This window comes from Hoyosella altamirensis (assembly GCF_014191505.1).
Classification (GTDB): domain Bacteria; phylum Actinomycetota; class Actinomycetes; order Mycobacteriales; family Mycobacteriaceae; genus Hoyosella; species Hoyosella altamirensis.
In genome coordinates this window covers 553,673-580,336 of the sequence record NZ_JACHWS010000001.1, presented here as the reverse complement: position 1 = coordinate 580,336, position 26,664 = coordinate 553,673, and the positions used below count along the sequence as shown (strand labels likewise).

Annotated in this window: 21 protein-coding genes; 14 read left to right on the top strand and 7 right to left on the bottom strand. The window is 61.6% G+C overall.

Annotation, left to right across the window (positions count from 1 at the left end; translation table 11 throughout):
* Positions 1-40: 40 nt before the first annotated feature.
* Positions 41-880 (bottom strand): helix-turn-helix domain-containing protein, encoded by an 840-nt coding sequence (locus FHU29_RS23600; RefSeq protein WP_198156521.1) that lies wholly within the window; start codon positions 878-880, stop codon positions 41-43.
* Positions 881-1,068: 188 nt separating this feature from the next.
* Between FHU29_RS23600 and FHU29_RS02830 the strand changes: the two genes are divergently transcribed.
* Positions 1,069-1,836, top strand: a complete 768-nt coding sequence (locus FHU29_RS02830; protein WP_064439764.1) for a hypothetical protein — start codon at positions 1,069-1,071, stop codon at positions 1,834-1,836.
* Here FHU29_RS02830 and FHU29_RS02825 read toward each other — a convergent pair.
* A complete protein-coding gene (locus tag FHU29_RS02825) occupies positions 1,829-2,344 on the bottom strand; it encodes a DUF6328 family protein (protein ID WP_064439763.1) in 516 nt (171 codons plus the stop codon). The two genes, FHU29_RS02830 and FHU29_RS02825, sit on opposite strands and share 8 nt — an antisense overlap.
* A gap of 126 nt (positions 2,345-2,470) precedes the next feature.
* Here FHU29_RS02825 and FHU29_RS02820 point away from each other — a divergent pair, with 126 nt between their 5' ends.
* On the top strand, positions 2,471-3,610 hold the full coding sequence (locus tag FHU29_RS02820) for a glycosyltransferase (RefSeq protein ID WP_064439858.1): 1,140 nt from the start codon (positions 2,471-2,473) through the stop codon (positions 3,608-3,610).
* Here the strand turns inward: FHU29_RS02820 and FHU29_RS02815 are convergent.
* Positions 3,590-5,353, bottom strand: coding sequence for a DEAD/DEAH box helicase (locus FHU29_RS02815; RefSeq protein ID WP_064439762.1), 1,764 nt, complete (start codon positions 5,351-5,353; stop codon positions 3,590-3,592). The two genes, FHU29_RS02820 and FHU29_RS02815, sit on opposite strands and share 21 nt — an antisense overlap.
* Before the next feature lie 189 nt (positions 5,354-5,542).
* Here FHU29_RS02815 and FHU29_RS02810 point away from each other — a divergent pair, with 189 nt between their 5' ends.
* The 4 genes from FHU29_RS02810 to FHU29_RS02795 all read left to right on the top strand — a co-directional run bounded on the left by FHU29_RS02810 (position 5,543) and on the right by FHU29_RS02795 (position 8,825).
* On the top strand, positions 5,543-6,352 hold the full coding sequence (locus FHU29_RS02810; RefSeq protein ID WP_157095005.1) for a hypothetical protein: 810 nt from the start codon (positions 5,543-5,545) through the stop codon (positions 6,350-6,352).
* 95 nt (positions 6,353-6,447) lie between these two features.
* The gene (locus FHU29_RS02805) at positions 6,448-7,080 is read left to right on the top strand and encodes a phosphoribosyltransferase (RefSeq protein ID WP_064439760.1); all 633 of its coding nucleotides are present in this window, start codon (positions 6,448-6,450) and stop codon (positions 7,078-7,080) included.
* Between the two features lie 68 nt (positions 7,081-7,148).
* Positions 7,149-8,033, top strand: coding sequence for a patatin-like phospholipase family protein (locus FHU29_RS02800; RefSeq protein ID WP_064439759.1), 885 nt, complete (start codon positions 7,149-7,151; stop codon positions 8,031-8,033).
* Between the two features lie 9 nt (positions 8,034-8,042).
* Positions 8,043-8,825 carry a hypothetical protein gene (locus tag FHU29_RS02795; RefSeq protein ID WP_157095003.1) on the top strand — a complete coding sequence of 261 codons (783 nt, stop codon included), beginning with the start codon at positions 8,043-8,045 and terminating at the stop codon, positions 8,823-8,825.
* On the opposite strand, the gene FHU29_RS02790 is transcribed toward FHU29_RS02795, so the two are convergent.
* The gene (locus FHU29_RS02790) at positions 8,808-9,629 is read right to left on the bottom strand and encodes an enoyl-CoA hydratase/isomerase family protein (protein WP_232322927.1); all 822 of its coding nucleotides are present in this window, start codon (positions 9,627-9,629) and stop codon (positions 8,808-8,810) included. The two genes, FHU29_RS02795 and FHU29_RS02790, sit on opposite strands and share 18 nt — an antisense overlap.
* Before the next feature lie 171 nt (positions 9,630-9,800).
* Between FHU29_RS02790 and FHU29_RS02785 the strand changes: the two genes are divergently transcribed.
* The 6 genes from FHU29_RS02785 (at position 9,801) to FHU29_RS02760 (ending at position 21,349) form a co-directional block, all read left to right on the top strand.
* The gene (locus FHU29_RS02785; RefSeq protein ID WP_064439758.1) at positions 9,801-10,946 is read left to right on the top strand and encodes an acyl-CoA dehydrogenase family protein; all 1,146 of its coding nucleotides are present in this window, start codon (positions 9,801-9,803) and stop codon (positions 10,944-10,946) included.
* A 12-nt stretch (positions 10,947-10,958) separates the two neighbouring features.
* A complete protein-coding gene (locus tag FHU29_RS02780; RefSeq protein ID WP_064439757.1) occupies positions 10,959-11,666 on the top strand; it encodes a GNAT family N-acetyltransferase in 708 nt (235 codons plus the stop codon).
* 15 nt (positions 11,667-11,681) lie between these two features.
* Positions 11,682-12,680, top strand: a complete 999-nt coding sequence (locus FHU29_RS02775; RefSeq protein ID WP_064439756.1) for a nucleoside hydrolase — start codon at positions 11,682-11,684, stop codon at positions 12,678-12,680.
* Between the two features lie 31 nt (positions 12,681-12,711).
* The gene (locus FHU29_RS02770) at positions 12,712-13,728 is read left to right on the top strand and encodes a glutathione S-transferase family protein (RefSeq protein ID WP_064439755.1); all 1,017 of its coding nucleotides are present in this window, start codon (positions 12,712-12,714) and stop codon (positions 13,726-13,728) included.
* A gap of 43 nt (positions 13,729-13,771) precedes the next feature.
* Entirely contained in the window at positions 13,772-17,530 is a 3,759-nt protein-coding gene (locus FHU29_RS02765) for an ABC transporter ATP-binding protein (RefSeq protein WP_064439855.1), read from the top strand.
* Positions 17,531-17,623: 93 nt separating this feature from the next.
* Positions 17,624-21,349, top strand: coding sequence for a multifunctional oxoglutarate decarboxylase/oxoglutarate dehydrogenase thiamine pyrophosphate-binding subunit/dihydrolipoyllysine-residue succinyltransferase subunit (locus FHU29_RS02760; RefSeq protein WP_064439754.1), 3,726 nt, complete (start codon positions 17,624-17,626; stop codon positions 21,347-21,349).
* A gap of 59 nt (positions 21,350-21,408) precedes the next feature.
* Here the strand turns inward: FHU29_RS02760 and FHU29_RS02755 are convergent, their stop codons facing one another.
* Positions 21,409-22,080: a TetR/AcrR family transcriptional regulator gene (locus FHU29_RS02755; RefSeq protein WP_232322926.1), complete on the bottom strand. Its 672-nt coding sequence runs from the start codon at positions 22,078-22,080 to the stop codon at positions 21,409-21,411.
* A gap of 77 nt (positions 22,081-22,157) precedes the next feature.
* Between FHU29_RS02755 and FHU29_RS02750 the strand changes: the two genes are divergently transcribed.
* Entirely contained in the window at positions 22,158-23,735 is a 1,578-nt protein-coding gene (locus FHU29_RS02750) for a flavin-containing monooxygenase (RefSeq protein ID WP_064439752.1), read from the top strand.
* On the top strand, positions 23,732-24,574 hold the full coding sequence (locus tag FHU29_RS02745; RefSeq protein WP_064439751.1) for an SDR family NAD(P)-dependent oxidoreductase: 843 nt from the start codon (positions 23,732-23,734) through the stop codon (positions 24,572-24,574). Before FHU29_RS02750 ends, FHU29_RS02745 begins: the two co-directional genes overlap by 4 nt.
* 73 nt (positions 24,575-24,647) lie before the next feature.
* Here FHU29_RS02745 and FHU29_RS02740 read toward each other — a convergent pair whose 3' ends face one another.
* Both FHU29_RS02740 and FHU29_RS02735 read right to left on the bottom strand, forming a co-directional pair.
* Entirely contained in the window at positions 24,648-25,796 is a 1,149-nt protein-coding gene (locus tag FHU29_RS02740) for an NAD(P)-dependent malic enzyme (protein ID WP_064439854.1), read from the bottom strand.
* 525 nt (positions 25,797-26,321) lie between these two features.
* Positions 26,322-26,663: a hypothetical protein gene (locus tag FHU29_RS02735; RefSeq protein ID WP_083962236.1), complete on the bottom strand. Its 342-nt coding sequence runs from the start codon at positions 26,661-26,663 to the stop codon at positions 26,322-26,324.
* Position 26,664 lies beyond the last annotated feature (1 nt).

Here is a 26,664-nt window from a genome sequence, read left to right as displayed (position 1 = left end):
CCAAGTTTGGCGTGTCGTGAGCTGTCGTTCTTGTAGGAAATCAATCGGCCGGGAGCGGCCAGCCCTCCAGCACATGGTCGGGGTGATCACGCAGGAACCGCTGCCGGACTTCGACGTACCGGGTCGGCGTGAGCCCGGTGAACTCCCGGAACTCGTGGACGAAGTGGGCTTGGTCGAAGTAGCCCGCGCGGGAGGCAACGTCGGCCCAGTCGATTGGTGCGGCGATGTCGATCGCCAACACGGTGGAGGTAAAGCGGTAGCTGCGAGCCAGTCGCTTCGGCGTGACGCCGACGACTTCCTTGAACCGCTTTGCCACATAGGTGCTGCTTGCGCGGGTTGCGACGCCGAGGTCGCCGATCGCCACCGCTCCGCCGGTCGCCGCGATGGCGCTACTCATTTGACGTACGAGGTCAAGGCCGTCGATCTCGCGCAGCCGTCGCGTCAGCTCATCTTCGAGCAGCATCATCATCTCGTGGGCTCCGTCTGAACTGGCAAGTCGGTCTCGCAGTTCAACCGCGGCAGGCCGGCCCCAAACCTGACCTACCGACGCTGGCCGGTCGCACAACTCGGCCGCGGGCACCGGCAGGAACGGCGCCAGCCCCCATGGTTTGAAGTGGACGCCGACGGACCGGGTCCGGGATGGGTATCCGAACTCCCACGCGCGGGTGGGCGTGGTGACCACGCAGCCGTCGGCGTACTCCGCCGCCTCGTCGGCGGTGCCGGCGCGGATGTGGAACGGCTCCCCGAGATTGACGATGAGCAACGGCGCGGGCGCCGCCGGCAGCAGCAGCCTGGAGTACGGCGACACACCCTCCAGGTAGTAAAGGTCGTCGATCAGTCCGTCCAGCGGCGATCGCGGCACTTTGGACACGTACTCCACGCCCACAGTATCGCCGACGCCGCGCCCCACTACCCCCTGCATGGTGAAGAGCCAGTTGTTCGCAGAACTGCAGTCCCTCAGATAAACCTGAGAACCAGCTAGGAGGCTCGCGGCTCGCCACCTCGTCCCGCAAAGTTCTCGTACTCTGGATGAAAGGCTGCTAGGAGCTCAACGGACGGAGGCCTGGCGTGGATTTGTCAGCGCATGTGCTCGATCGTGTCGCTGCTGGGTGCCGCCGCCATCTGGGCTCGCCAGAGGTGTGGCCGGCAGCGGAGTGGTATCGCCGAAGTCTGGGCCTCTGCGTGATCGACGCGATCCAGGCAACTGCAGGGCACTATCCCACGGCACTTTCAGTCGCAGATCGTTACTGCGCATATAGGTCAGCGCAGGGTGTCGTCGAGCTCGCCGACGGGATACGCGCGTTGTTGCGAACATTTGAGGAATCCGGATCGGCTCATGCCTGGGCCGGCAAAGTCGCGACCTACAAGCGCCGCGACTCCAGCCCAGCACAACGGGTAAAGGCCCGGTCGATCGGTAAAGCAGCCGACGCGTTCTACGGGCTGCGTGTGGACTCGACCGCTGATCTCGCCGCTCTTCAGAGACATCCCGAAACGCGGGCCCTTCTAGTGCGGGCCTGGCGCTCGGTTGTGAGCCACGGCTTCGCGGCGAACTGGGACTACTTGCTTACAATCGCGGGCGTCATCCCTGTGGAGTCCACATGGTCTATGGAAAGCTGCTTACCATTCATGCGTACGGTGCTCGACCTTCCCAGCGTGACAGGCGATGCAGAGGGACTGTCCTCCGTTGTGCATGCGGTCGCCCAGCGACTAGACGTCGCCAATGTTGATCTGGTCGTGTCGATCCGCAGATGGAACGCTTCTCACCGCGTTTTGCTTGAGCCGACGCTCGCAAATACCGTATTCACGGAACTGGAAGATCCAATAGCAGTCAATTAGCGTCTCTCTTGCGCGCCGCCGCCCTGAGACGCAGGGGTAGTACGAACCACATTGCTATGAACATCGCGACAATCCCAGCCGCCACGATTGCTGTGGCGACAGGTCCAAATGTCACCTTGACGATGAGCGCAATGACCACGGCGATCGCCCCGAAAAGTGCTGTGGTGCCGATCAGCGCAGCACGATTTCCGGCAGTCACCACTTCCCTGCGCAAACCCTCTCCGAACAGCATTCGGTGCCAGACCACCGGTCCAACAAGGCACGCCGTTGACAGGGCGGTGAGGAGGACCGCGATGAGATGCAGACTCTTCTCGAAGGTCGAAGCCTCACGGAAGCGTTTAGTGAACGCGACTGCCAGAAGAAAGCCGAACAGAATCTGCACCGACGCTTGAGCCACACGCAGTTCGCTGAGCAGATCGGTCATATTGCGACTGAGCCTTGTGTAATGCGGCTCAGCGTCCGCCGCCGACCGACGTTTCGCCGACGGTGCGCGATCTTCGCTGTTCATAGGGACTCAATATTAGTCCGGGATCCAGCCTGCAGCGGCGATACCGAAATTGCTGTTCATCGCGTATTCACGCGTCGACCATCCCGGTACAACCCCGCGTAGGTGTCGCGCGCCGATCATCCACTGATGCGGATCGTGCAATTGGCTAACTTCTACGGACCTCGCTCGGGCGGCTTGCGCACTGCCCTTAACAACTGGGGTGCTGCCTACGCAGCGGTGGGCCATGATGTCACCATTGTCGTGCCGGGGCCCCGAGATCTAGAAGAAGTCCTCCCCTGCGGCGTACGCCGGATTACCCTCGCTTCGCTGCTGCTTCCGCGCACAGGCGGGTATCGAGTGGCAGATCCTCGGCGGGTCGCTGATGTGCTGCGCGGAGTCGCCCCCGACGCGGTGGAGGTCTCGGACAGGCTGACCCTGCGCGGCTTCGGCCGCTGGGCCCGCAAGCGAGGGATCCCGAGCGTCGTCGTTTCACATGAGCGCTTGGACAGATTGCTCGGCCAGATCATGCCAGTGCAGGCGGCACAGCGACTGGCAAACACCGCTAACGCGCACATGGCACGAGACTACGACACCGTCGTGTGTACGACAGAATTCGCTGCCGCGGAGTTTCGGTCGATCGATGCCACCAACGTTCGCCGGGTGCCCCTCGGCGTTGACACGCACCGCTATCATCCGGCCCTCCGGAGCGAGGAAATGCACCGCAGGCTGATGCCGAACGGCGGTGTCCTCCTCGTTCACAGCGGGCGACTCTCGGTGGAGAAGCACGTTGAGCGCAGCATCGACGCGACACGGGCGCTGCACTATGCCGGCTACCGCGTCCGTTTGGTCATCGCCGGTGACGGGCCCCGGCGCGAGCGACTCGAACGGAGAGCCCGCGGAATTCCAGTGACATTTTCAGGGTTTATCGACGACCAGCAGCAACTGGCCACACTACTCGCCACAGCGGATGTCTCCCTTGCACCGGGACCACACGAGACGTTCTGTCTTTCAGCGCTCGAGTCACTGGCCTCAGGGACGCCGGTAGTGGCCTCTCACTCGTCCGCGCTGCACGAGATCATCACTCTTGGTTGCGGCGCAGTAGCCGCAGACACAGATGGCGCGTTCGCTGACGCGATCGCGGGTCTCGTGCAGCAGCCCCGCGAGACTTTACGCGCTTCGGCTCGCGCGCGTGCCGAACAGTTCGGCTGGGGAGCGTCCGCAGCCGGAATGCTCGACGCTCTCACCCGAACTGCTGGCTTGACGCTGCTAGCCTCGGTCCCGAAATGACTTTCGCGGCCTGTCATCAGATTTCGCGGGCCGATTTCTGTCACCGCTGCGGTCGTTCCCGCGGGGAGCACCGTCGTCCTTGCGAAGGCCGATACGGACCCCACCGATCCGGGTCGCACGCAACGCGTCGAATACCTCACCAGGTAACTCCGCGGGAAGCTCCACGAGGCTGTAGTCCGACCGGATATCGATGTATCCGAAGTCGTCGCGATTCAGTCCGCCTTCATTCGCGAGAGCACCAACGATCGCACCTGGAGCGACCTTGTTCTTCTTTCCGACGTTGATTCGGTACGTCGCCATCCGGCGATCGCCAGCTGCCCTGCGGCGACCGCCGACGGGCTTATCTGAGAACTTGCTGCCGGATTTTTCGCGGCCTTCCCGCCCAGGACGCTCGCTGCGCGGACGCTCCGGGGGGTCTGGCTTCAGGAAGAAGGTATCGCCGTCTGTTGATTGCACTGCGAGCGCGGCGGCGATATCTGCCATGCACACGTCATGCTCGCGCTCGTATCCTTCGATCAGTCGACGGAAGAGCGCGAGGTCCGGATTCGATAGGTTTTCCGTAATCGCATCCTCGAATCGCGACACGCGCTGCGCGTTCACGTCCTCGACGGTAGGAACCTGAATCTCTTCCAAAGGCTGGCCAGTCGAGCGCTCGATGGAACGCAACAGTCGCCGCTCACGAGGTGTGACGAACAGCAACGCTTCTCCACTGCGGCCGGCCCGTCCGGTTCGGCCGATGCGGTGAACGTAGGAGTCGTTATCGGTAGGAATATCAAAGTTGACAACGTGAGAGATGCGCTCGACATCAAGTCCGCGCGCCACCACATCTGTGGCCACCAGAATGTCGATCTTCCCCGCACGGAGTTCGCCGACAATTCGTTCTCGCACAGGCTGCGGAATGTCACCGTTCAACGACGTCGACGCGAAACCGCGTGCCCGCAGTTTCTCCGCAAGCTCGTCAGTAGCCTGCTTCGTCCGCACGAAGATGAGCATCGCATCGAACGGCTCGACCTCGAGGAACCTGGTGAGGGCGTCGAGTTTACGTGCGTGCGAAACCAGAACCCAGCGCTGATTGATCGTATCTGAGGTCTTCGTTGTGGACTTGATTGTGACTTCTGCGGGATCGCGCAAGTACATGCGGGAGATCTCGCGGATCGCGCGCGGCATCGTGGCCGAGAACAGCGCGGACTGCCGCCCCTCGGGGGCCATCGCGAGGATGCGCTCGACATCCTCCTGGAAGCCCATCTTCAACATTTCGTCGGCTTCATCCAGGACCAAGAATCTCAGCTGCGAGATGTCGAGGGTGCCGCGTGTCAGATGGTCGATGACCCTGCCAGGAGTGCCGACAATGATGTGAGCGCCGCGGCGCAGGCCGGACAGCTGGACACCGTAGCTCTGACCACCATAGATGGGGAGCACACGGATGCCGGGCAGGTGTACCGAGTACCGGCCGAACGCTTCCGCGACCTGAATGGCGAGCTCACGAGTGGGCGTGAGGACCAGCGCCTGAGGCCGTGCGTGCTCTTCGTCAATTCTCGTCAGGATCGGGGTTGCGAACGCCGCGGTCTTTCCGGTTCCCGTTTGGGCAAGACCAACGACGTCGCGGCCCGCGACGAGGTGCGGGATGGTCGCCAGCTGAATGGGCGACGGGGTTTCATAGCCGACGTCTCCCAGTGCCCGTAGCACTCGATCGTCGATTCCAAGACCGGCGAACGAAGCCTGGTCGGGTTCACTGTTACTCATTAGCTACTCAGTCTACTGCCTCTTGAGCAGCATTATTACCGCGTGTCCCCCATTGGTGAAAACGCCCGGCGCGTCGGTTCCGTGATTCTTTCGTGATAGGTGCAACACTCAGGCTAGAGCGTGCGATACATCACCCAGGAAGGTCTTTGGCTAACCGGCCGGACCAGCGCGGAAGCACCGGGAGGGATCGTGAGTGCTTTAGCAACATCGTCGGTGCGGCGGCCCGAAAGCAGACCGGCGTACAACGCGTCAGATGCGTCGCTGAACGGCGGCGTCGCGGCAAGCGCTCCGGGCTACGTGGCAGACGTCGCAGCAATCTGTCAGAGTGTGCTCGGTCCTCGTTCCGGCTGGCTTCCCCGCAGCGCGCTCGCCCAAAGTCTCGCGCTGTGCACTATCGAAGCTGCCCAGGCAACGTGCTCAGACTTCATCGCCGTGAGCAACGTGATCGATCGTTATCAGGCCTATCGCGCCACTCGAGGGCACCTCGGCAATAACGACGGCCTGCGGGATCTGCTCGAGACTTTTGATGACGTCGGCGGGCCGGCGATCTGGGCGGGCAAGGTCGGGAACTTCCGGCGTCGATACACAGGCGACGGCCCAGCCGTGTGCGCCGCAGGAATCTTTCACGTCGCAGACGCGTTTTACCGTGCTGGCGTGAACTCGGCACTGGACCTCACGAAGGCGCTGGCGGACACCAGTCGCCGAGCCGTAATCGAGCAAGGGTGGAGAACGGGCCTAGGCGATCCAGTCGACCGCTCATGGCGACACTTGCTGGCCCTGACCAGTCCAATCGACCCGGCTCTGGAGGCAAGCGCCGTAATGGCATTGCTCAAGCTCACAGCAAGCCCGTCCGCAGCGACATCGGCGTTCGACAGCGTTTCAAATACTGCCGACGCGTTAGGGGTACCGGTGGGTACGCTCCGATTTACGATTCTTAGGTGGTACTTATCAGGCACGGCGAAAGTTCCCGAACAGCCCGCGCTCAGGAATATGGTGTAGTTCCACTGAAATCCCTCGCCGGAGACCGCTATATCTTCCCTTCTTCGCGAGACGGGCAGGCCTGAGATAATGGCTGCGAAGGACCGGTGAGCGCCATGACGTATACGAACCGACAGCAAGCGGGTGCGGTTCTCGCCAGCGAACTACGCAAGTTCATTGACGACTCACCCGTCGTGTTGGGGCTGCCGCGCGGTGGCGTGCCCGTCGCTTCCGCGATCGCAGACGCGTTGCGCGCCGATTTGGACATCATCGTGGTGCGGAAACTAGGCGTGCCACACCATCGCGAGCTTGCAATGGGTGCGATCGGCGAAGGCGGGGTGGAGATCCTCAACGATGACGTGATCTCTTCGGCCCGCGTGAATTCGCGTGATATCTCGATCACGGAAAACCTGGAACTCAAAGAACTGTCCAGGCGGGCAGCAGAGTTTCGGGAAGGCGCTCCTCCAATTCCCCTACTGGGAAGAATCGCGATCGTCGTCGACGATGGTATCGCGACGGGCGCGACTGCCGCGGCGGCGTGTGAAGTGGCCCGGGCTCATAACGCGCGAAAGGTTGTGCTCGCTGCTCCAGTAGCCGCCAGCCAGGCCATAGAGCGTCTGCGGGACCATTGCGACGCTGTCGTTTGCCCTCTCATAACCCCCGATCTTGGCGCGGTCGGATTGTGGTTTCAGGACTTCCACCAGGTGCCGGATGCAGAGGTCATAGAGATTCTCCGAGCTCACCGCTAGCCGGGTCTGATCTACTCCACGTTTCGGGTAGCGTAAGTAGCACCGTGAATACACCGACAGCAGGCACAATGAGTGATCAATTCGACGCCTGGCCAGGGCCGTTCGGCGCAGCCGGCCGCGCACAGCGGCGTCCCGCTCCGGTGCCCGCAGTAAGGGATAGCGGTGACCTTGTCGTCGGGCTCGCGCTCGGTGGTGGTGCCGCACTGGGCGCGGCGCACGTGGGAGTTTTGTCGGCCCTCGAAGACGCCGGCGTCAAGATCGGTGTTGTGGTGGGAACCAGCGCGGGCGCCCTTATCGGCGCGGGCTACGCCGCGGGGATGTCGGTACGGCTGCTCGACAAGATCATCAGAAGCGCGGAGTGGCGCGACTTCGGACGATTGACGGTTCCGCGCAAACTTGGCGTGCTCGATCCGGCAGCGCTGGCTGGCACTATCGAGCGATTTGCCGGAGAGCGAGAAATCGAGGCTCTGCCGCGCCGTTTCGCAGCGGTCGCGACAGATCTCCGCACACTCGCACCCACCTTGCTCGATTCTGGTCCGGTACCCACAGCTCTGCTGGCGACAATCGCGGTCCCGGGGCTCTTCCCACCTGTCCGCATCGGTGACGCGTTGCTCATCGATGGCGCATTCAGCTCGAATGCACCCACGTGGGGTGCCCGCCTCCTCGGCGCTGACCGCGTCATCACAGTCCGGCTGACGCCGGAGCGCACGATGCGCCCAATGGCACTGTTACGGCAGGCCATGGGCGGGTTCGATGATGAAACGCCTGACATCTTGATCACCCCGGATACAACCAAACATTCCCGCTGGTCCGCGAGCGGCGTCCCCGCGCTTATTCAGGCTGGTCGAGACGCTACCGAAGCCGTCATGGACGACGTCAATGAGTTGATCCTCCGGCGGACAGCCGATGACGAAGCCCGCGACAACCCAGATATAACCAGCAGGGTGCGGTAGAAAGAAACCGTGCAGCTCCACAAAGGCCGTGACGGCGAAGAGTCCCCATTTAACAAGACCCAGAACCCCGCACCTGACGATAGTCCGGGATTTACGGGACGCATTGTGATGCGAATGCTCGACCGGGGCGTCCATATCCCTGGACCGGTTATCGCGGGTTTCGTGCAGAACCTCCGTGCGAAGCACCCTGACGAAACACCCGCTCAGATCGTCGATCGCATCGACAGCTTCTTCCTCAACACAGTCACCGCAAGCGGAGCTGCCGTCGGCGCAACCGCAGCAGTTCCTGGCGTCGGCACCGTCGCAGCACTTGCCGCCGCGGGCGGCGAGACTGCAGTCTTCGTTGCGACGAGCGCTTTCTACACTCTTGCACTGGCTGAGGTCTACGGCCTGCCGCTCGACGACATCGAGCGCCGCAGAGCCCTCGTGATGAGCATTGCACTCGGCGGCTCAGGCTCCATCCTCTCCGAAAAGGCGGCAATCAGAAGAGGAAAGAGCCTGGCTGATTCGGTCGCGAACTACCTGCCCGCGCCCTCATTGGGAAAGCTGAACGCGGCTCTCGCCAGACGGATGCTGATTCGAATGGCCCAAACTCGGGGCTTCATGACACTTGGACGCATCGTCCCGTTCGGAGTCGGCGCAGCCATCGGGGCCGCAAGTAACCGCACGCTGGGGAAAGCCATGGTCATCAACGCCCATCGCGCTTTCGGGCTGCCCCCGCGGCGGTGGCTGACGGTCGTCCACGACACGACCGGGAGCAAAGACCCGCTGGAGCTACCGCCCAGTGAATGATGCGTTGCCTGGCCCTTGGGTCAGGAAACTCTGAACCGCGGCCTTGAGATCCTCAGTCTCAAACAACTCACCCGATATGTCCGGTGTCAGCGCGTCGGCATGCTGAACACCGCCGGAACGCCAAGCCGCCACAATTCGTTTGGTAGCCCGGTGAGCGCGTGTTGGACCGTCAGCGAGCTTCTCAGTGAGCGCGCGCGCTGCAGCGGCAACGTCGTCGTCGAGCTTGTTAACGACTCCCCAGCCCAACAAAGTGTCCGCGGGATACAAGTCGGCGGTCATGACTAGTTCACGCGCCCGGCCCGATCCTGCGCGCTCGGCGAGTCGCTGAGGCCCGCCCATCGATGGCGTGAGTCCTACCACTGTCTCAACGAGTCCGAACTTCGCGCTGGGCGACGCGACGATGAGGTCGCAGGCAAGAGCAATCTCGAAGGCGGCCGTCAATGTAAGACCGTGCGCTGCGAAAACAACCGGGCAGGGAAGCTCCTCGATGGGATGGATGATTCTGCCGAACAGTTCTTCCCAAAGCTCCGACCCTGCGGCCGGGTCGAGCCCCTCGAAAACTTGGACGTCAACCCCGCCAGAAACGACCTTCCCGGCAGCTTCGATGAGGACAGCGCGAGGTGGATCAGACCGTAAGGCCTCGAGGTGCTCGATCATCTGCGCGAAAACCGGCCGGCTGAACAGATTCAGCGGCGGATTGTCGATGGTGATTACAGCGAATCGCGCACCAGCAACAGTGAACTCGGAAGTCAAATGAACTACGGCGTTTTCTTCGCCGTCAATGCCGCGACTGTCATCTCCCACAGAAGCAGACTGCCACGCACCGGGCATTCTGGCGAGCCGACAGGCGCCAGGGCTCACGTGTTTGCGGCAAGTTTCTTTTGAGTCGTGCCAGTGTGGCCCCGCAAAGATCACGATCGCGGTAGCGTCCTACTCGGTAGCAAATCCGGCAGCAGCCCTGTGCACGGAGGAATGATGAACCGCACCCTCTTCGGCCCTGACCATCAGGCCTTTCGCGAGTCTGCCCGAGAGTTCGTGCACAGGTATGTAGCGCCCCGCAGTGAAGAACTCATCGAGGACAAGGCTCTTCCGCGTGATATCTGGCTCGCTGCGGGAGAATCAGGTTTGCTGGGGCTCGAGATACCTGAGGCATACGGAGGCAGTGAAGCTGGAGATTTTCGCTTCAATGCGGTCTTTGCGGAGGAACTCGCTCGTCACAGCGCCGCCCTGGCATCGTGTTTCGGCATTCACACCGATATCTGCGCACCGTATCTAGTCGAATTGACGACTGACGAACAGAAACAGCGGTGGCTGCCAGGCTTCTGTTCGGGTGAAATCGTCACGGCGATCGGTATGACTGAGCCGTCCGGTGGCTCAGACCTCGCCGCTCTCAAGACCACAGCCGTCCGAGACGGCTCAGACTGGATTCTCAACGGCTCCAAGACGTTCATCACCAACGGGTACAGTGCCGACCTCGTAATCGTCGCGGCGCGTACCGATCCTGCCAAGAAAGCTCGCGGAATCACGCTTTTCGGCGTGGAAGCGGGAATGGCTGGCTTCGAACGGGGGCGAAAACTCGACAAGGTTGGTCAGCCCGAGTCGGACACTGCCGAACTGTTCTTTGACGGTGTTCGGGTGCCACAGGCGAACGTCATTGGCGACACCGATAACGGCTTCATCCACATGATGCAGATGCTCCCCCAGGAACGCCTCAGCGCGAGTGTAGCCAGCACCGCCCACGCGGTCGCGATCTACGAAGAGACGCTCGAGTACACCAAGGAACGAAAGGCGTTCGGACAGCCGATTGGCAAGTTCCAGCACAACAAATTCCTGCTAGCGGAGATCCTCACCAAGCTCGAGGTGACGCAAGCATTCATTGATCAATGTGTTGACGCCCATACGCGACGCGAACTCACGCCTGTTGACGCTGCAAAGGCGAAATGGTGGTCGGCCGCGATACAAAATGAAGTCCTCGATCACTGTGTACAGCTCTACGGCGGATACGGCTTCATGCGGGAGTACCGCGTCGCACGCGCATGGATGGACGCACGGGTAACGCGAATCTGGGCGGGAACCGACGAGATAATGAAGGAACTCATCGGCCGCGACCTAGGGCTATAAGGAAAACTCGTGATGGACGCCGCTACAGAACACGCCGCCTCGATCCTCAAGGTCGCCTGGGCTCGCTCGCTCGGAATAGGTGACCGCGACATCACATCAGAAAGAACGCATGTCGTTATCCCCGAAATCACGCGGGAAATAACCTTTCTCAATCTCTTCGGAGCGAGCGTATTCCTCGGCCCGGAGTGGGCGGTGGAGAGGGCCGCAACGCTGTCGAACGAGGCACTCGGCAGCGAGCGAGGGTTACTAGAGGTCGCGAAAGACCGCGCCGCTCACCGGGCACGCGCGGAAACAATCCTATTCACACCCGATTACCTGCCACCGCCGTCGATGCACCCAAGCCAAGCTCCTCTTATCTCACGTGAGCGTGAAATGGCTGAGCGGCTCGAACGCCTATGTCCTCCTGATGATGTCGCTGCGGCCGACCTCGATGAACAGACCCACTGGTTCACACTCCTCGAAGAAACCATGGACCCGGTTGCCTGCGCTGCTTATCGGGAATGGCAGGGATTTGTGGCCAACATGACTGCGCTCACCGTTGCGGATGCCCGTCGGCAGGGATATGCGAAAACGGTCGCTCTCATCGCCACCAATGTCGCACTTGATGAGGGGCTCGTGCCGCAATGGAGGGCGCATCGCACGAACACCAGCGCCTGGCACCTAGCTGAAGCGCTGGGATTCCATCGAATCGGCGTGCTGGCGACCGTGTCGTTCGGCTGACGCGATACCCCACTTGTGGAACGCCGCCCCGTGCTTGTCGACACTGACGCTGGGGTCGACGACGCGGTAGCGCTGGCGTTGCTGCTCTCCGATCCACAGATTGAGGTTGTCGGCATAAGTACGACAGACGGAAACTGCTCAGCGGAGCAGGCCGCGATCAATGTCGGTCGTGTACTCGAATGCGCGGGAGTCCGCGACATCCCCATCGCGGTGGGGCGCCCCGGCTTGCAGAACTTGCCGCCTTCTCCGCACGGGCGAGACGGATTTGGCGACGTGCGGTCCGGAGCGCTGGCGACTTCCAGCGCAGCACCTCTTGCTCAGAACAGCAGCCAGAGTACCGCTGGCGCGTTCATCGCCCGGATCGGTGCGAGCCGGGCGGGCGATGTCTCGCTACTCGCACTCGGTCCGCTGACCAACCTAGCGTGTGCGCTGGATCTTGACGGCAACGCGCTGCGCAACTTCCACAGCGTCGTCGTTTCCGGCGGGATGGGACTCGACGACGAGGTCACGGCTGTCAGAGTCCGCTACCCGCAGTTCCTCGACAAGGGAGACACCAACACATTGCGTGCCCCCGATGCGGCGGCCCAGGTGGCCGCCGCCCCAGGTTGCTTCGTTTGGGCAGGAATGAACGTCACCGGACTGTTTCGATTTTCTGCCGCAGAATTTCTTGCCGACGGGGCCGCGGATGGGGCCTCGGAGCCAGTACCCGGGCTACTCCGCGCGATTCATGGAAAGTACGTCCAGTACTGCACCGATTATTACGCCAGTACGGAACCGATATTTACCGCTCACGATGGTGTCGCAGCAGCGATCCTCGCCGAGCCTTCAGTTGTGCGGACGACCGTTGTCGGCAACCCGTATGTCTCTTCGCAGCCAAGACCAGCGCTTTGGGGCCGACGGGGAGCGCCCGCAGAGTCCCATCATCAATTCGTCACCTCGGTGAACGAATCTCGGGTGCACGGGCGAATACGCGCGGTGTTTGGGGACGGCACGAACCGCACGAGTAGAGTGTAAGTGGTTTAGTCGTCAACAATTGAGGGTTGTGATGAGCGAGAACGACCGCCTCGGAAGTTACGTCGAGACCGGCAAGGAATTCACCCGTGACATGCGCTATATCGCCACGCGCATCACCCAGGACGGTCGCGACGGCTTCCCTGTGGAGCCTGGCCGTTACCGCCTCGTGGCCGCTCGTGCGTGCCCGTGGGCAAACCGCGCGGTAATCGTTCGGCGGCTTCTTGGGCTCGAAGACGCCTTCTCGCTAGGCCTCTGCGGTCCGGTACACGATGCGCGAAGCTGGACGTTCGACCTCGATCCTGGTGGTGTCGACCCCGTCCTTGGCATCCCGCGTCTGCAGAACGCTTACTTCGCCAGGTTCCCTGAATACGACCGCGGGATCACGGTGCCCGCGATGGTGGATGTGCCGACGGGCCAAGTCGTCACGAACGATTTTCCCCAGATGACGATCGACTTCTCCAGTGAATGGCGGGAGTATCACCGGCCAGGTGCCCCTGACCTTTACCCCGAGCCGCACCGTGACGAGATCGACGAGGTGATGGAGCTCGTATTCCGGGACGTCAATAACGGCGTGTACAGGTGTGGCTTTGCCGGGAGTCAGGAGTCGTACAACAAAGCATATGCCCGATTGTTCGACCGTCTGGACTGGCTCGAATCCCGACTCTCAGACCAGCGCTTCCTTGTCGGCGAGACCATCACAGAGGCGGACGTCCGGCTGTTCACCACCCTCATCCGCTTTGATGCCGTGTATCACGGTCACTTCAAATGCAACGGAAAGAAGCTCGCCGAGTACCCGGCGCTCTGGGCGTACACTCGGGACCTTTACCAGACATCCGGTTTTGGTGACACCATTGATTTCGGACAAATCAAGGACCACTACTACATCGTTCACACGGACATCAATCCCACGAGAATCGTGCCGCGAGGCCCGGCACTGCACTCATTGCTCACCGCCCACCACCGTGACGAACTCGGCGGCCGCCCCTTTGGCGATGGCACCGCTCCACCCCCGGTCCGGCCAGATGAGGCGCCGCCTGCAGTCATCTGACGATTGCGTTTTTGTCAGTAGCCACGAGTAGCGTCGAATGACAATGCACGAACAATCGAGTCCACCGGCACCGACGGGGTGGCTGCGGCGTCTCATCGCTCAGTGCTTGCGGCATCCCCGGCTGGTCGCAGGTGCGCTCGGGGCTACGTTCATCGCCACGGCTATCGAAGTTGCGGTCCCGCTCATCACCAAATTGGTTGTCGATGAGGCGATGGCCGGAAACACAGCAGTAGTCGGCATCGCGGCATTGGCACTCGCTGCCATGGCCGTCGTTCGATTCGGTGGACAGTTCCTGCGACGGATGCTTGCCGGGAAGTTATCGCTCGACGTCCAGCACGATTTGCGACTCGAACTGCTTTCAACGATGCAGCGGCTTGATGGCAAGAAACAAGACGAGCTCAGCACCGGTCAGGTTGTTTCCCGGTCTATCAGCGATCTCCAGCAGCTCCAGGGGCTGCTTGCGATGGCACCGTTGTCCGCGGGCGCCGTTTTGCAGTTCCTCCTTTCTCTCGGCGCGATGGCTTATTTGTCGATTCCGCTCACCCTGGCTGTCGTCGCAGTGGCACCGGCAATCTGGCTGACTGTGCGCCACTACCGTCAGCGGCTGTACGCAGCCACATGGGCCGCTCAGCAGAGCGGCGCGGACGTCGCTCAGCACGTTGAGGAAACCGTCACCGGGGTCCGGATCGTCAAAGGCTTCGGTCAAGAGCAGCGCATGGTTCAGGTACTCCGCAGCCTCGGCCGGAAGCTGTATGGGGAACGCATGCGCGCGGCGCGCATCAACGCACGCTTCACCCCCACGATGTCCACCATCCCTCAGCTTGGTTTGGTATGCGTCATCGCTGCTGGCGGTGTCCTGGCTTTCCGCGGGACCATCACGATTGGCACATTTCTCGCCTTCGCCGCCTACCTCACCGCGATGACGGGGATTGCCCGACTGTTGTCCGGACTGATCGTCACGGCGCAACTGTCGCGCGCAGCAGTTGAGCGAGTCTTCGACTTGATCGACACTGAGCCTCACCTCGCCGACCCGCATCACCCCCGCGAGGTCCCCGCGGGTGCACTCGGTATCGAGTTCCGGGACGTGAACTTCGGGTTCAGCTCCGAGAGTCGCGTGTTGTCTGGGTTGTCGCTGCGCGTTCGTCCTGGCGAGTGCCTAGCGATCGTAGGTCGCCCGGGCTCGGGCAAATCCGCTTTGGCTCAGCTCATTCCGCGGTTCTACGCACCCGAGACCGGATCGATTGAGCTCTACAGCGACTCGGGCCGCGTGAGCGTGGAGGACATCCGGACGGCTGAATTGCGCCAGCACGTCGCGCTGGCGTTTGACGAACCCTTCCTCTTTTCAGACACGATCGCGTCGAACATCGCGCTGAGCGAGGCTGACGCTGCGCTCGAGGCCATCCGTGAGGCCGCAGAACATGCGCAGGCGAGTGATTTCATCGAGGCACTGCCTGATGGATATGACACGCGCGTCGGAGAGCGGGGGCTAACCCTGTCGGGCGGTCAGAGGCAGCGCATCGCTCTCGCGAGGGCGCTGTATGCCCGGCCCCGACTGCTTGTACTCGATGATGCAACGAGCGCAGTTGATTCAGTCACCGAATCAAAGATTCTGGGGAGGCTCCGGAATGGAGCACAGCCTCGGACCACGATTACCGTGGCACATCGGAAGTCCTCGTTGCGCGTGGCAGACCGGATCGCCGTACTTGATGCCGGTCGTGTGGTCGACGTTGGCACAGAGGACGAGCTGCTTGCCCGGTGCGAACTCTTCCGGACTCTGATGGCCACCGATCTCTCCGAAAACGAGAGCACCGCTGCGCGCCCCACGCTCCAGCCGACAGATACACCCCTTCACGTGCATCAGCCTGCGTCTCTATGGGCGCGCACACCTGACTCTGCGCAACCCAATACCCCCGCAACCCGACCTGAACTCGTAGACGCGCTCACGGCACTGCCCGAGGTGTGTGATTCGCCACCCCCTGATGAGGGTGAGGGACCCGAACCAGACCGGGAATTTCGTCTCACGCGTACTCTGCGTCCAGTCCGGGCGCTACTCGCGCTCGCGGTGGGACTGCTCGCAGTCGACGCGGCAACGACAATGCTCCTTCCCACAGCTGCCCGCATCGCGATCGACAGCGGAGTGCTCAACGGGCGTCCCGAAATGATCTGGTGGTCGGTCGGCGCCGGAGTTTCGCTTGTCGCGACGGGCTGGATCGCTGCGAGCATTATGATTCTTGTCACTGCCCGTGCCGGCGAACGAGTGCTCTACAACCTTCGCGTGCGTACCTATTCGCACTTGCAGCGGCTCGGCATGGACTACTACGAGCGCGAGCAGTCTGGCCGCATCATGACGCGCATGACGACAGATATCGACGCGTTGTCGTCCTTCTTGCAAACGGGCCTCGCCACAGCAGTTGTGAGCGTACTCATGCTGTTCGGCGTCTCAACCGCCCTTCTTGTGACAGATCTCACACTTGCTGGAATCGCGCTCTTGGTGCTTCCGCTACTCATTGCCGCCACTGTCGTCTTCCGGCGCATCTCGAGTGCGGCATACACCCAGGCTCGCGAGCGGATCTCCGTTGTGAATGCGGACTTCCAGGAAAACATCGCGGGGCTGCGTACTTCGCAGGCGTACAACCGCGAGGAGCACGCCGCGCAGCGCTTCTCGCACCGGGCCGAACGTTACCGCCGGAGCCGCATGCGGGCGCAGCGCGCAATCGCGGTGTACTTTCCCGGGATAGCTCTCCTCAGCGACCTCGCACTGGCTGTGGTGCTGTTCGTGGGGGCCTATCGGATCGCCGACGGCACGACATCACCGGGAGTCCTAGTTGCGTTCGTGCTCTATTTGGGACTCTTGTTCACCCCTATTCAGCAGCTCTCCCAAGTTTTCGACGGATACCAGCAGGCCCGAGTAGGTTTGCGACGCATCGCAGACCTACTCCAGACGCGCGAATCTGTTAGTGCCGTACCGCCCGGACGTGAGCGTGCCATCGGAACTAGCACGCAGGGCGACTTCTCCTTCGAAGACGTTGCGTTCACCTACGACGGTGCAGGTCAGCCCGTACTGCACAGCGTCAGCGTCAATCTCCCCGCGGGAACAACGACTGCACTGGTCGGACCCACTGGAGCGGGCAAATCCACGCTCGTCAAGCTGCTTGCCCGGTTTTACGACCCGACTGCTGGGGCGGTCCGGGCCGACGGACGTGACATCCGAGAGTTCGCTCTTAGCGAATATCGGGGCAAGATTGGAATTGTTCCGCAGGAACCACACCTTTTTACTGGTGATGTCGCAAGCAATATTGCATTCGCCCGTCCGGACGCGCCCCGTGCCGCCATCGAGCACGCGGCAGCAGAAGTCGGTGCGATCGACATGATTTCGCGATTGCCGCATGGCATGCATGAACCCATCGGCGAAGGGGGCCGCGGGCTCTCGTCCGGCGAGCGCCAACTCATCGCGCTTGCGCGGGCAGCGCTCGCCTCACCCGATCTCATGCTCCTCGATGAAGCCACAGCTTCCCTCGATCCTGCGACAGAGAATCTTGTATTGCGGGCGAGCGAACGGCTTCTGTCAACCCGGACATCGGTCGTTGTCGCACACCGGCTGGAAACCGCCGCACGCGCAGACCGCATACTTGTAGTTGACCGCGGCGCAATCGTCGAAGCTGGCACACATGAGGAACTGCGGAGGTGCGGTGGAACCTATGCCAATCTGTGGGAATCCGCTCAATCGCGCCCCGGAGACCTCACCGTCAGACGACAATGCGATCGGGGAGTCGGTAACCATCCCGTAGCACTGAGGGACTAGCGTGCCAAACAGGTACACACTCCGGCGAGGGACTAGCCTCTACATGGGAGGCGCCAAGTCGGTGATCGAGAGGGAAACGAGGCGAGAACGGCCGTGACCAGCAGTTCACTTTCACAGTTCGGACAGAACGAGTGGTTGGTCGAAGAGATGTACCAGCGATACAAGGACGACCCCTCGTCCGTGGATCCCGCATGGCACGACATCCTCAAGGACTACAAGCCCGGAGAGAATAGCTCGCAATCAAAGAAGACGACGACTTCGTCGAGTTCACAATCTGCTGCCGCCACAAGCAAAGCAGCAACGAAATCCGCCCCCGCCAAGCCCGCCAGCAAGCCTGCCGCCGGCAAAGGTACGTCAAGCAAGTCCGCCGACTCAAAAACCGCCGACTCAAAAACCGCGGCGTCAAAGCCTGCGCCCAAGGCAGCGTCACAGACTTCTTCCTCAGAACCGAAGACCGCAGAGTCCAAGGTGCTGCGCGGCGTTGCCGCGACGGTTGCGCGAAACATGAATACGTCGCTCACCGTCCCGACCGCCACGAGTGTGCGTGCTGTACCTGCCAAGGCAATGATCGACAACCGCCTGGTGATCAACAACCATCTCGCCCGTACCCGTGGCGGCAAGATTTCTTTCACCCATCTTCTCGGGTACGCCATCGTCCAGGCGGTCAAGAACTACCCGAGCATCAACCGCCACTACGCAGAGGTCGACGGGAAGCCGAATCTTGTCACCCCGCCACACACCAACCTCGGATTGGCGATCGATCTGCCCGGCAAGGACGGGAGTCGAACCCTTGTGGTCGCGGCCATCAAGAAGTGCGAGTCGATGAACTTCCTTCAGTTCTGGCACGCATACGAGGACCTGGTCCGTCGCGCTCGTGATGGCAAGCTCACCGCCGAAGACTTCCAGGGAGTGACGATCTCCCTGACGAACCCCGGCACGATCGGCACCGTTCACTCTGTGCCACGGCTAATGCAAGGCCAGGGCGCGATCATTGGCGCAGGCGCGATGGAGTATCCCGCTGAGTTCCAGGGCGCTAGCGAGGAAAAGATCGCAGAATTCGGTGTCGGCAAGTTGATGACACTGACGTCGACTTACGATCACCGCATCATCCAGGGTGCTGAATCCGGCGAGTTCCTGCGCAAGATTCATACGCTGATCCTGTCTGACGAGTTCTACGACGAGATCTTCACCGCGCTTGGAATCCCCTACGAGCCGATCCGCTGGAGCCGGGATATCCCGCCTGGGGCGATCGACAAGAACACCCGCGTTCTACAGCTGATTGCTGCATATAGGCACCGTGGCCACCTGATGGCCGACACCGATCCCCTGCGCTACAACGTCGAGTCGCTCTCGAGCCACCCAGACCTGAACGTCAAGACGCACGGCCTGACCTTGTGGGATCTCGACCGAGAGTTCACCGTCGGTGGATTCGCAGGCCGCGAGCGGATGAAGCTGCGCGATGTGCTTGGTGTGCTGCGCGATTCGTACTGCCGCAAGATCGGCGTCGAGTACATGCACATCCTCGAGCCAGAGCAGCTCCAGTGGCTGCAGGAGCGCGTCGAGGTGAAGCACCAGAAGCCGCCAGTCGCTGAACAGAAGTACATTCTGTCGAAGCTCAACGCAGCCGAAGCGTTCGAGACATTCCTGCAGACTAAGTACGTAGGCCAGAAGCGATTCTCGCTGGAGGGCGCTGAGTCGGTCATCCCGATGATGGACGCCGTCATTGACCGTTCCGCGGACTATGCGCTCGACGAGGTCGTCGTCGGTATGCCGCACCGCGGTCGCCTCAATGTGCTGGCGAACATCGTCGGGAAACCGTACTCGAAGATCTTCACCGAGTTCGAAGGCAATATGAACCCGTCGCAGGCGCACGGTTCAGGTGACGTGAAATACCACCTCGGCGCGAGTGGCACCTACATCCAGATGTTCGGCGACAACGACATCACAGTGTCGCTGACAGCGAATCCGTCCCACCTCGAAGCCGTCAACCCGGTTCTTGAAGGTCTCGTCCGGGCAAAACAGGACCTGCTCGACAAGGGCGAGGAAGGCTTCTCCGTTGTGCCGCTCCTGCTGCATGGCGACGCTGCCTTCGCTGGCCAGGGCGTCGTAGCGGAGACACTCAACCTCGCGATGCTGCGGGGCTACCGCACCGGCGGAACCGTTCACATTGTCGTCAACAACCAGGTTGGCTTCACCACACGGCCCGAGCACTCGCGATCGAGCGAATACTGCACCGATGTGGCGAAGATGATCGGCGCGCCGATCTTCCACGTCAACGGTGATGATCCTGAAGCATGCGTCTGGGTGGCACAGCTCGCAGTGGACTTCCGCCAGAAGTTCAACAAAGACGTCGTGATCGATCTCATCTGCTATCGCCGTCGCGGTCACAACGAGGGCGACGACCCGTCAATGACGCAGCCGAGAATGTACGACCTGATCGACACGAAGCGTAGCGTCCGCAAAACGTACACCGAGGCTCTCATCGGACGTGGCGACATCTCGCTCAAAGAGGCCGAGGATGCGCTCCGCGACTACCAAGGGCAACTCGAACGCGTCTTCAATGAGGTTCGCGAGCTCGAGAAGTATCCACCGGCACCCAGCCCATCGGTCGAAGAGGACCAGGTGCTACCCACGAACGTTCAGACCTCTATTGACGAAGAGGTCGTCGAGCGGATCGGCGATGCTCATCTGAACATGCCCGAGGGTTTCACCCCGCACCCCCGTGTCAAGCCCGTGTACGAGCGACGACACGAAATGACCCGAAAGGGCAACATCGACTGGGCGTTCGGTGAGCTGATCGCGTTCGGATCCCTCGTCGCCGAAGGGCGGACTGTCCGTCTGACAGGACAGGACACTCGGCGCGGAACGTTCACTCAGCGCCATTCCGTGATCATCGACCGCAAGACCGAATCTGAGTACTGCCCAATTACGACGCTCGCCGATGACGGCGAGGGCAAGTTCATGGTGTATGACTCTGCTCTTACGGAGTTCGCCGGTCTCGGCTTCGAGTATGGCTATTCCGTCGGAAACCCACAGGCACTTGTGCTGTGGGAAGGCCAGTTCGGGGACTTCGTCAATGGCGCACAGACGATCATTGACGAATTCATTTCATCTGGTGAAGCGAAATGGGGGCAGCTCTCGAACGTCGTACTGCTCTTGCCGCATGGCCACGAAGGTCAGGGCCCGGACCACACCTCTGGCCGAATCGAGCGGTTCCTGCAGCTGTGCGCCGAAGGTTCGATGACCGTGTCGGTGCCATCGACCCCAGCGAACTATTTCCACCTGCTGCGTCGCCACGCGAAGGCTGGCGTGCACCGTCCGCTGGTGGTCTTCACACCGAAGTCGATGCTGCGCAACAAGGCTGTTGTGAGCCCCGTCGAGGACTTCACGACAGGCAAGTTCCGCAGTGTTATCGACGATCCCACGCTGGCTGGTGAGTCAGAAGAGCGGCGGTCGAAGGTCACCAAGATTCTGCTATGCAGCGGAAAGCTGTACTACGAGCTTGCGGCCCATCAGAAGAAGGAAAACCGTGAGGATGTCGCGGTGATCCGGATCGAGCAGCTCTACCCGGTTCCGCGGCACCGTTTGCGTGAGGCGATTGCCAACTACCCCAATGTCAAAGAGTTCCGGTGGGTCCAGGAAGAGCCTGCGAACCAGGGTGCGTGGCCTTTCTTCGGCCTGAACCTGCCCGAGGTTCTTCCCGACGTTTTCCCGAAGCTCAGAAGAGTTTCGCGCCGGTCGATGTCTGCACCGTCCTCGGGTTCCAGCAAGGTTCACGCGGTGGAGCAGCAGCACCTCATCGATACTGCATTCGAGTAGCCGACAGACAGGTAGAGCCGGGCGATGCTATCGCCCGGCTCTAACTGTGTCACGGTGGGTTATCCGGCGGCGGCGTCCGGAACGGGTGGCTCCATCGCACCGGAAAATCCTGGGAAGAATTGTTCCAGCACCTCGTGGCTGCCCAGCATCGGCGCGAGTACGACGCCGGGCAGTGCGCCCGTAAGCAGTTCCAGAATCTCTTCACGGTTGACGGTGCGCTCGTGCAGCCATCGAATGACGGTCTCCTCGACGAGCGCGATCCAGCCGCGGACCGCGAAGTCGAGCAGTGGGCTGTGCTCAATCCCAAGCGCGGGCATGATGGTCAGTATTCGGCCGGCGATCTGCCCGCGGGACTTTTCGACTGCCCCTGACATTCCAGGTACGTCGCTCAACGCGCCACGCAACATCGAAACATAGAGGTTTGGAGCTTGCTCGACAAAATCGATGTACCGGTTAAGCGAACCGCGCAGAGCATCGACGGGAGCTAGGGAGAGGTCCGGCGCGGTCGCGGCCACGAGCTGTTCCCCAGCGTTTCGGACAAGTGCAGCCTGGAACTCGAGTTTCGATCCGAAGTAGTGGAAGAGTAACCCCTTGGAAACACCGGCTTCGTCGGCGATGTCCTCGACCGAAATTTCCTCGATCGGCTTGCGTGCCAGCAGGTCCATGCCCAGCTCAATGAGCTGTGCGCGCCGTTGCTCAGGCGATAGTCGTGTGCGTTTTGAACCTGCCATAGTCACCCATTGTAGTTATTGACCGGAATTCAGCAAGGCTATTGACTCATACTCAGTAGCGGGCTATCGTCATTGGCATGACAGTGAGGTCTGAAGATTCGGGTACAAAAACCGCTGCGCGCCATGTCGACGTTGCCGTGATCGGCAGCGGCTTCTCCGGCCTTGGCGCAGCAATCAAACTGAAGGAGCTCGGTACCCACTCCTTCGTCGTCCTAGAGCGTGGCAGCGAAGTCGGCGGCACGTGGCGTGACAACACCTATCCTGGTGCCGCCTGCGACGTCCCCTCGCAGCTGTACTCCTACTCATTCGCACTGGGTGACTGGTCCCGGTCGTTCTCCCGCCAGCCCGAGATCCAGGCATACCTTCGCAAGGTCGCCGAGGACGCTGGCGTCGTCGAGAACCACCTTTTCGGCTGTGAGGTACAAGAGGCACGCTGGGACACCGCATCTGGCCAGTGGGTTATCGAAACCTCAGCGGGGCGCGTCACCGCGCGGTTCTTAGTCTCCGGTGTCGGAGCCTTGTGCGAACCTGCACTCCCCGCCATCCCGGGCATCGAATCTTTCACCGGGCAGATGTTCCACTCTGCACGCTGGGATCATTCGTCAGACCTTAAGGGCAAGCGCGTCGCAATCATCGGCACCGGCGCTTCCGCAATCCAGATCGTGCCTTCGATAGCTCCCGAAGTCGCACAGCTCGATGTTTATCAGCGGACAGCGCCGTGGGTGCTGCCCCGTTTCGACCGGCCCTATTTCGGTATCGAGCGGTGGGCATTCCGCAATATTCCAGGTCTGCAGCGCCTCGCCCGCGCCGGTGTATACGCTGCGCGTGAAACCCAGGTTGTGGGTCTCGCAAAGGCACCGAAACTCATGGCGGGGCTCCAAGCTCTCGCCCAAGGCATGATCTTCGCGCAGATCCGCGACCCCGAGCTACGCAAGAAGGTCACACCCGACTTCCGCATCGGCTGCAAGCGGATGCTGATCTCGAACGCCTACTACCCTGCTCTCGACCGGGACAACGTTGATCTGGTCACCGACGGGATCACGGAGGTCCGTGAGAACTCCATCGTGACCGCGGATGGAACCGAGCGTGAAATCGATGCACTGATCATCGCCACTGGTTTCCATGTCACCGACTCCCCGACGTTCAAAGGCATCTACGGCCGCGAGGGCCGCTCCCTCGCCGAGGTCTTTGACGAGTCCGGCATGCAGGGATACAAGGGCACTACCGTAGCGGGATTCCCGAACCTCTTCTTCCTTGTCGGGCCTAATACGGGCCTCGGTCACACCTCCATGGTTTTCATGATCGAATCGCAGCTCAACTACGTTGTCGACGCACTCAAGACAATCGAGCGCGACAACATCGCGACATTCGAGGTCCACAAGGAAGCTCAAGCCGCATTCAACAGCGAGTTGCAGGCGCAACTGGCGCCCACCGTGTGGATGACCGGCGGCTGCGCGAGCTGGTACCTCGACAAGCACGGGAACAACACCACGCTCTGGCCAGGTTTCACGTTCTCCTTCCGCAACATGCTTAAGAAGTTTGATGCGGAAAACTACGGCATCACCGTCATGGCCGAAAACCCAGACCCGACCGCCACCCCTGCTGACAGCGAGCCTGTCGAAGCTACCTCTACCGGAAAGAAGGCCCGCCGATGACCAAGTTCCAAGGAAAGGTCGCCGTCATCACTGGCGCCGGATCCGGTATCGGACGCGCCCTCGCTCTGCAGCTTGCCAAGGAGGGCGCAAGGCTCGCCCTTTCCGACGTCAACACGATCGGCCTCGATGAGACCGCACAGGCGGCGCGCGCGCTTGGCGCCGAGGTGCACACCGCGGCCCTCAACGTTGCTGAGCGCGAAGCGGTCCTCGCATACGCGGACGAAGTCGCTGCACATTTCGGCAAGGTGAACCTGATCTTCAATAATGCGGGTATTGCGTTCACCGGTGACGTGGAAGTCAGCGAGTTCAAAGACATCGAGCGCATCATGGACGTCGATTTCTGGGGCGTGGTGAATGGTACGAAGGCTTTCCTCCCACACCTGATTGCGTCGGGTGACGGACACGTCGTGAACATCTCGAGTTTGTTTGGTCTCGTCGCCATTCCGTCGCAGTCGGCATACAACGCCGCGAAGTTCGCAGTGCGTGGTTTCACTGAGGCGCTGCGGATGGAGATGATCACCAACGGCCATCCCGTCAAGGTGACATGCGTTCACCCCGGGGGCATCAAGACCGCAATCGCGCGTACCGCGACGGCTGCGGAAGGTACCGACGCCTCGTCTCTCGGCGAGTTCTTCGACAAGCACCTCGCCCGCACTAGTCCGGAAGCGGCGGCCCAGCGAATTCTCACTGACGTTCGCCGCAATCGCGCACGCTGCCTGATCGGGCTTGATGCACGCGCACTGGATCTTTTCCAGCGGGCAACCGGCTCGGGCTATCAGCGGATCTTCGCCGCAACGGCTGGCCGCGTGATGAAGAAGGCCGGACAGTCCGCAGTCTGACGGTCAGCACAAACTAATCGTGGAGCCTTTTTCCCTCTGCACGAGGGAAAAAGGCTCCACGATTTTTCTTCTGTTACGCGACGCCCTCTTCTTTGGCCACACGTGCGACAGCCTCTGCTACCGCTGGAGCTACACGTGGATCAAGTGGGCTCGGCACGATCTTCTCCGCCGAGAGTTCATCACCGAGAACTGACAGAATCGCCTCTGCCGCAGCGATTTTCATCTTTTCAGTGATTCGCCGCGCACCTGTATCGAGTGCACCCTTGAACACGCCCGGGAATGCGAGCACGTTGTTGATCTGGTTCGGGTAGTCGCTGCGTCCAGTTGCAACAACGGCCGCGTACTTTCGAGCGATTTCGGGGTGAATCTCCGGATCAGGGTTCGACAGCGCGAAGACGATCGAATTCGGTGCCATAGTCGCAATGAGCGGCTCGGGAACTTTTCCGGCTGACACACCGAGAAACACGTCTGCACCATCGAGCGCTTCTGCGACTCCGCCCCTGCGGCCAGTTGGATTCGTCCGCGCCGCGAGATCCTGTTTTACCCCGTTGAGGTCTGAACGCCCCGGCTCGACGATGCCTTTTGAGTCCACCACGATTACGTCGTTGATTCCGGCTGCGAGCAGGATGTTCGCGCATGCGACGCCGGCTGCTCCCGCGCCCGCGATGACAATACGCATGGGCGCAAGCTCACGGCCGAGTGCTCGCGCTGCGCCCGTCAGCGCGGCAAGCACGACAATGGCGGTTCCATGCTGGTCATCGTGCATGACCGGGCAATCGAGCGCCTCGATCACTCGCTGCTCGATCTCGAAGCATCGTGGCGCTGAGATGTCCTCGAGGTTGACCGCGCCGAACGAGGGGCGCAAACGGACCAGCGTCTCGACGATTTCGTCGGGATCCTTCGTGTCGAGAACAAGCGGAATCGAGTTGAGTCCTGCGAAAGACTTGAATAGCGCCGCTTTGCCTTCCATCACCGGCAAAGACGCTTTGGGCCCGATGTCGCCGAGACCAAGCACAGCGCTGCCATCGCTGACCACCACCACGAGCCGGCTGGTCCACGTGTACCGAGCAGCCAGAGTCTCGTCAGCGGCGATTGCGCGGGAAACCTGTGCGACGCCCGGCGTGTAAGCGATAGAAAGCGCGCGCTGGCTATCGAGCGGCGCTGTGATTTCTACTGAAAGCTTGCCCCCCTCGTGGCTCGAGAAGATCTCCTGTTCGGTGATCGGGCCTGGGCCTGCTGCTCCCTGGTTACCCGCCTCACCCCCGCCGGGGCGGTCCGCTTCCGAAACGGTGGACACGTCAGCTACTCCTGCACAATTACGACCAGCACAACCGCAGCGGTTAGTGGTCTCTCCAACCCGAACCGGCAGACCGGTTTAGGGCATATTGCGATCATTTGACCCTACCCGCGTTACTTCACGGGCGCGCACTGGCCTGCCCGATGGCTGTTTCGCCGCCTCTTCACTGAGTCTTCGCTGGGCCAAGTCGGGGCCTAGTCGAGTTGCGGCGCAGCACAAAAAATCAGGACGGGCCTCGATGAGTGACGCCGTGCCAGATGAGGGATCAACCCCGGGCCGCCACTCTACGTGTGTTTGCCGCTTCACCACGGCGGTAGCTGTGGCGCAAGCATTCACAGTCTGCCACCGCCGCCAGCGCCGGATCAACCTGGCAACTCGCCAGCACAACAGGTTGCGCGCCTCACAGCCATACCTCGTCCGTGGTGAGCGGGCGCTGAACAGGGGACGCCGTCAGCTCCACCATTGCGCGAAGAGAACAACACCCACTGTAGTGATAACGATCACGCTCCAGAGGAAAGCGAGCAGACCACGAGTCCGGTCAGCGACGATTTGCGCCGCCACAGCAACCACACCGCCAGTAACGTGCCAGAAAACCGACGCCGATCCCGGCCCGGCAAGGCCCCGCTCGGGAGCGTAGTGGCTCACGACAACCACCACGATCGTCAGCACCGCGAGCCCAGCGGCCAGGGCCCCGGACAGACCACGGAACGCCCGCACAGCCATTCCGTCGCGCGCGGCGACCGCACCCTGCTGGCCGTACCCATGCAAGCTCTGCGTGTTCTCGTACACCACT

What these genes read in the sequence shown, in the direction of transcription:
- FHU29_RS02825 (WP_064439763.1), bottom strand. Translation starts at nt 2,344, where the DNA reads ATGAACAGCGAAGATCGCGCACCGTCGGCGAAACGTCGGTCGGCGGCG.
- FHU29_RS02820 (WP_064439858.1), top strand. Translation starts at nt 2,471, where the DNA reads ATGCGGATCGTGCAATTGGCTAACTTCTACGGACCTCGCTCGGGCGGC.
- FHU29_RS02815 (WP_064439762.1), bottom strand. Translation starts at nt 5,353, where the DNA reads ATGAGTAACAGTGAACCCGACCAGGCTTCGTTCGCCGGTCTTGGAATC.
- FHU29_RS02805 (WP_064439760.1), top strand. Translation starts at nt 6,448, where the DNA reads ATGACGTATACGAACCGACAGCAAGCGGGTGCGGTTCTCGCCAGCGAA.
- FHU29_RS02800 (WP_064439759.1), top strand. Translation starts at nt 7,149, where the DNA reads ATGAGTGATCAATTCGACGCCTGGCCAGGGCCGTTCGGCGCAGCCGGC.
- FHU29_RS02785 (WP_064439758.1), top strand. Translation starts at nt 9,801, where the DNA reads ATGAACCGCACCCTCTTCGGCCCTGACCATCAGGCCTTTCGCGAGTCT.
- FHU29_RS02780 (WP_064439757.1), top strand. Translation starts at nt 10,959, where the DNA reads ATGGACGCCGCTACAGAACACGCCGCCTCGATCCTCAAGGTCGCCTGG.
- FHU29_RS02770 (WP_064439755.1), top strand. Translation starts at nt 12,712, where the DNA reads ATGAGCGAGAACGACCGCCTCGGAAGTTACGTCGAGACCGGCAAGGAA.
- FHU29_RS02765 (WP_064439855.1), top strand. Translation starts at nt 13,772, where the DNA reads ATGCACGAACAATCGAGTCCACCGGCACCGACGGGGTGGCTGCGGCGT.
- FHU29_RS02755 (WP_232322926.1), bottom strand. Translation starts at nt 22,080, where the DNA reads ATGGCAGGTTCAAAACGCACACGACTATCGCCTGAGCAACGGCGCGCA.
- FHU29_RS02750 (WP_064439752.1), top strand. Translation starts at nt 22,158, where the DNA reads ATGACAGTGAGGTCTGAAGATTCGGGTACAAAAACCGCTGCGCGCCAT.
- FHU29_RS02745 (WP_064439751.1), top strand. Translation starts at nt 23,732, where the DNA reads ATGACCAAGTTCCAAGGAAAGGTCGCCGTCATCACTGGCGCCGGATCC.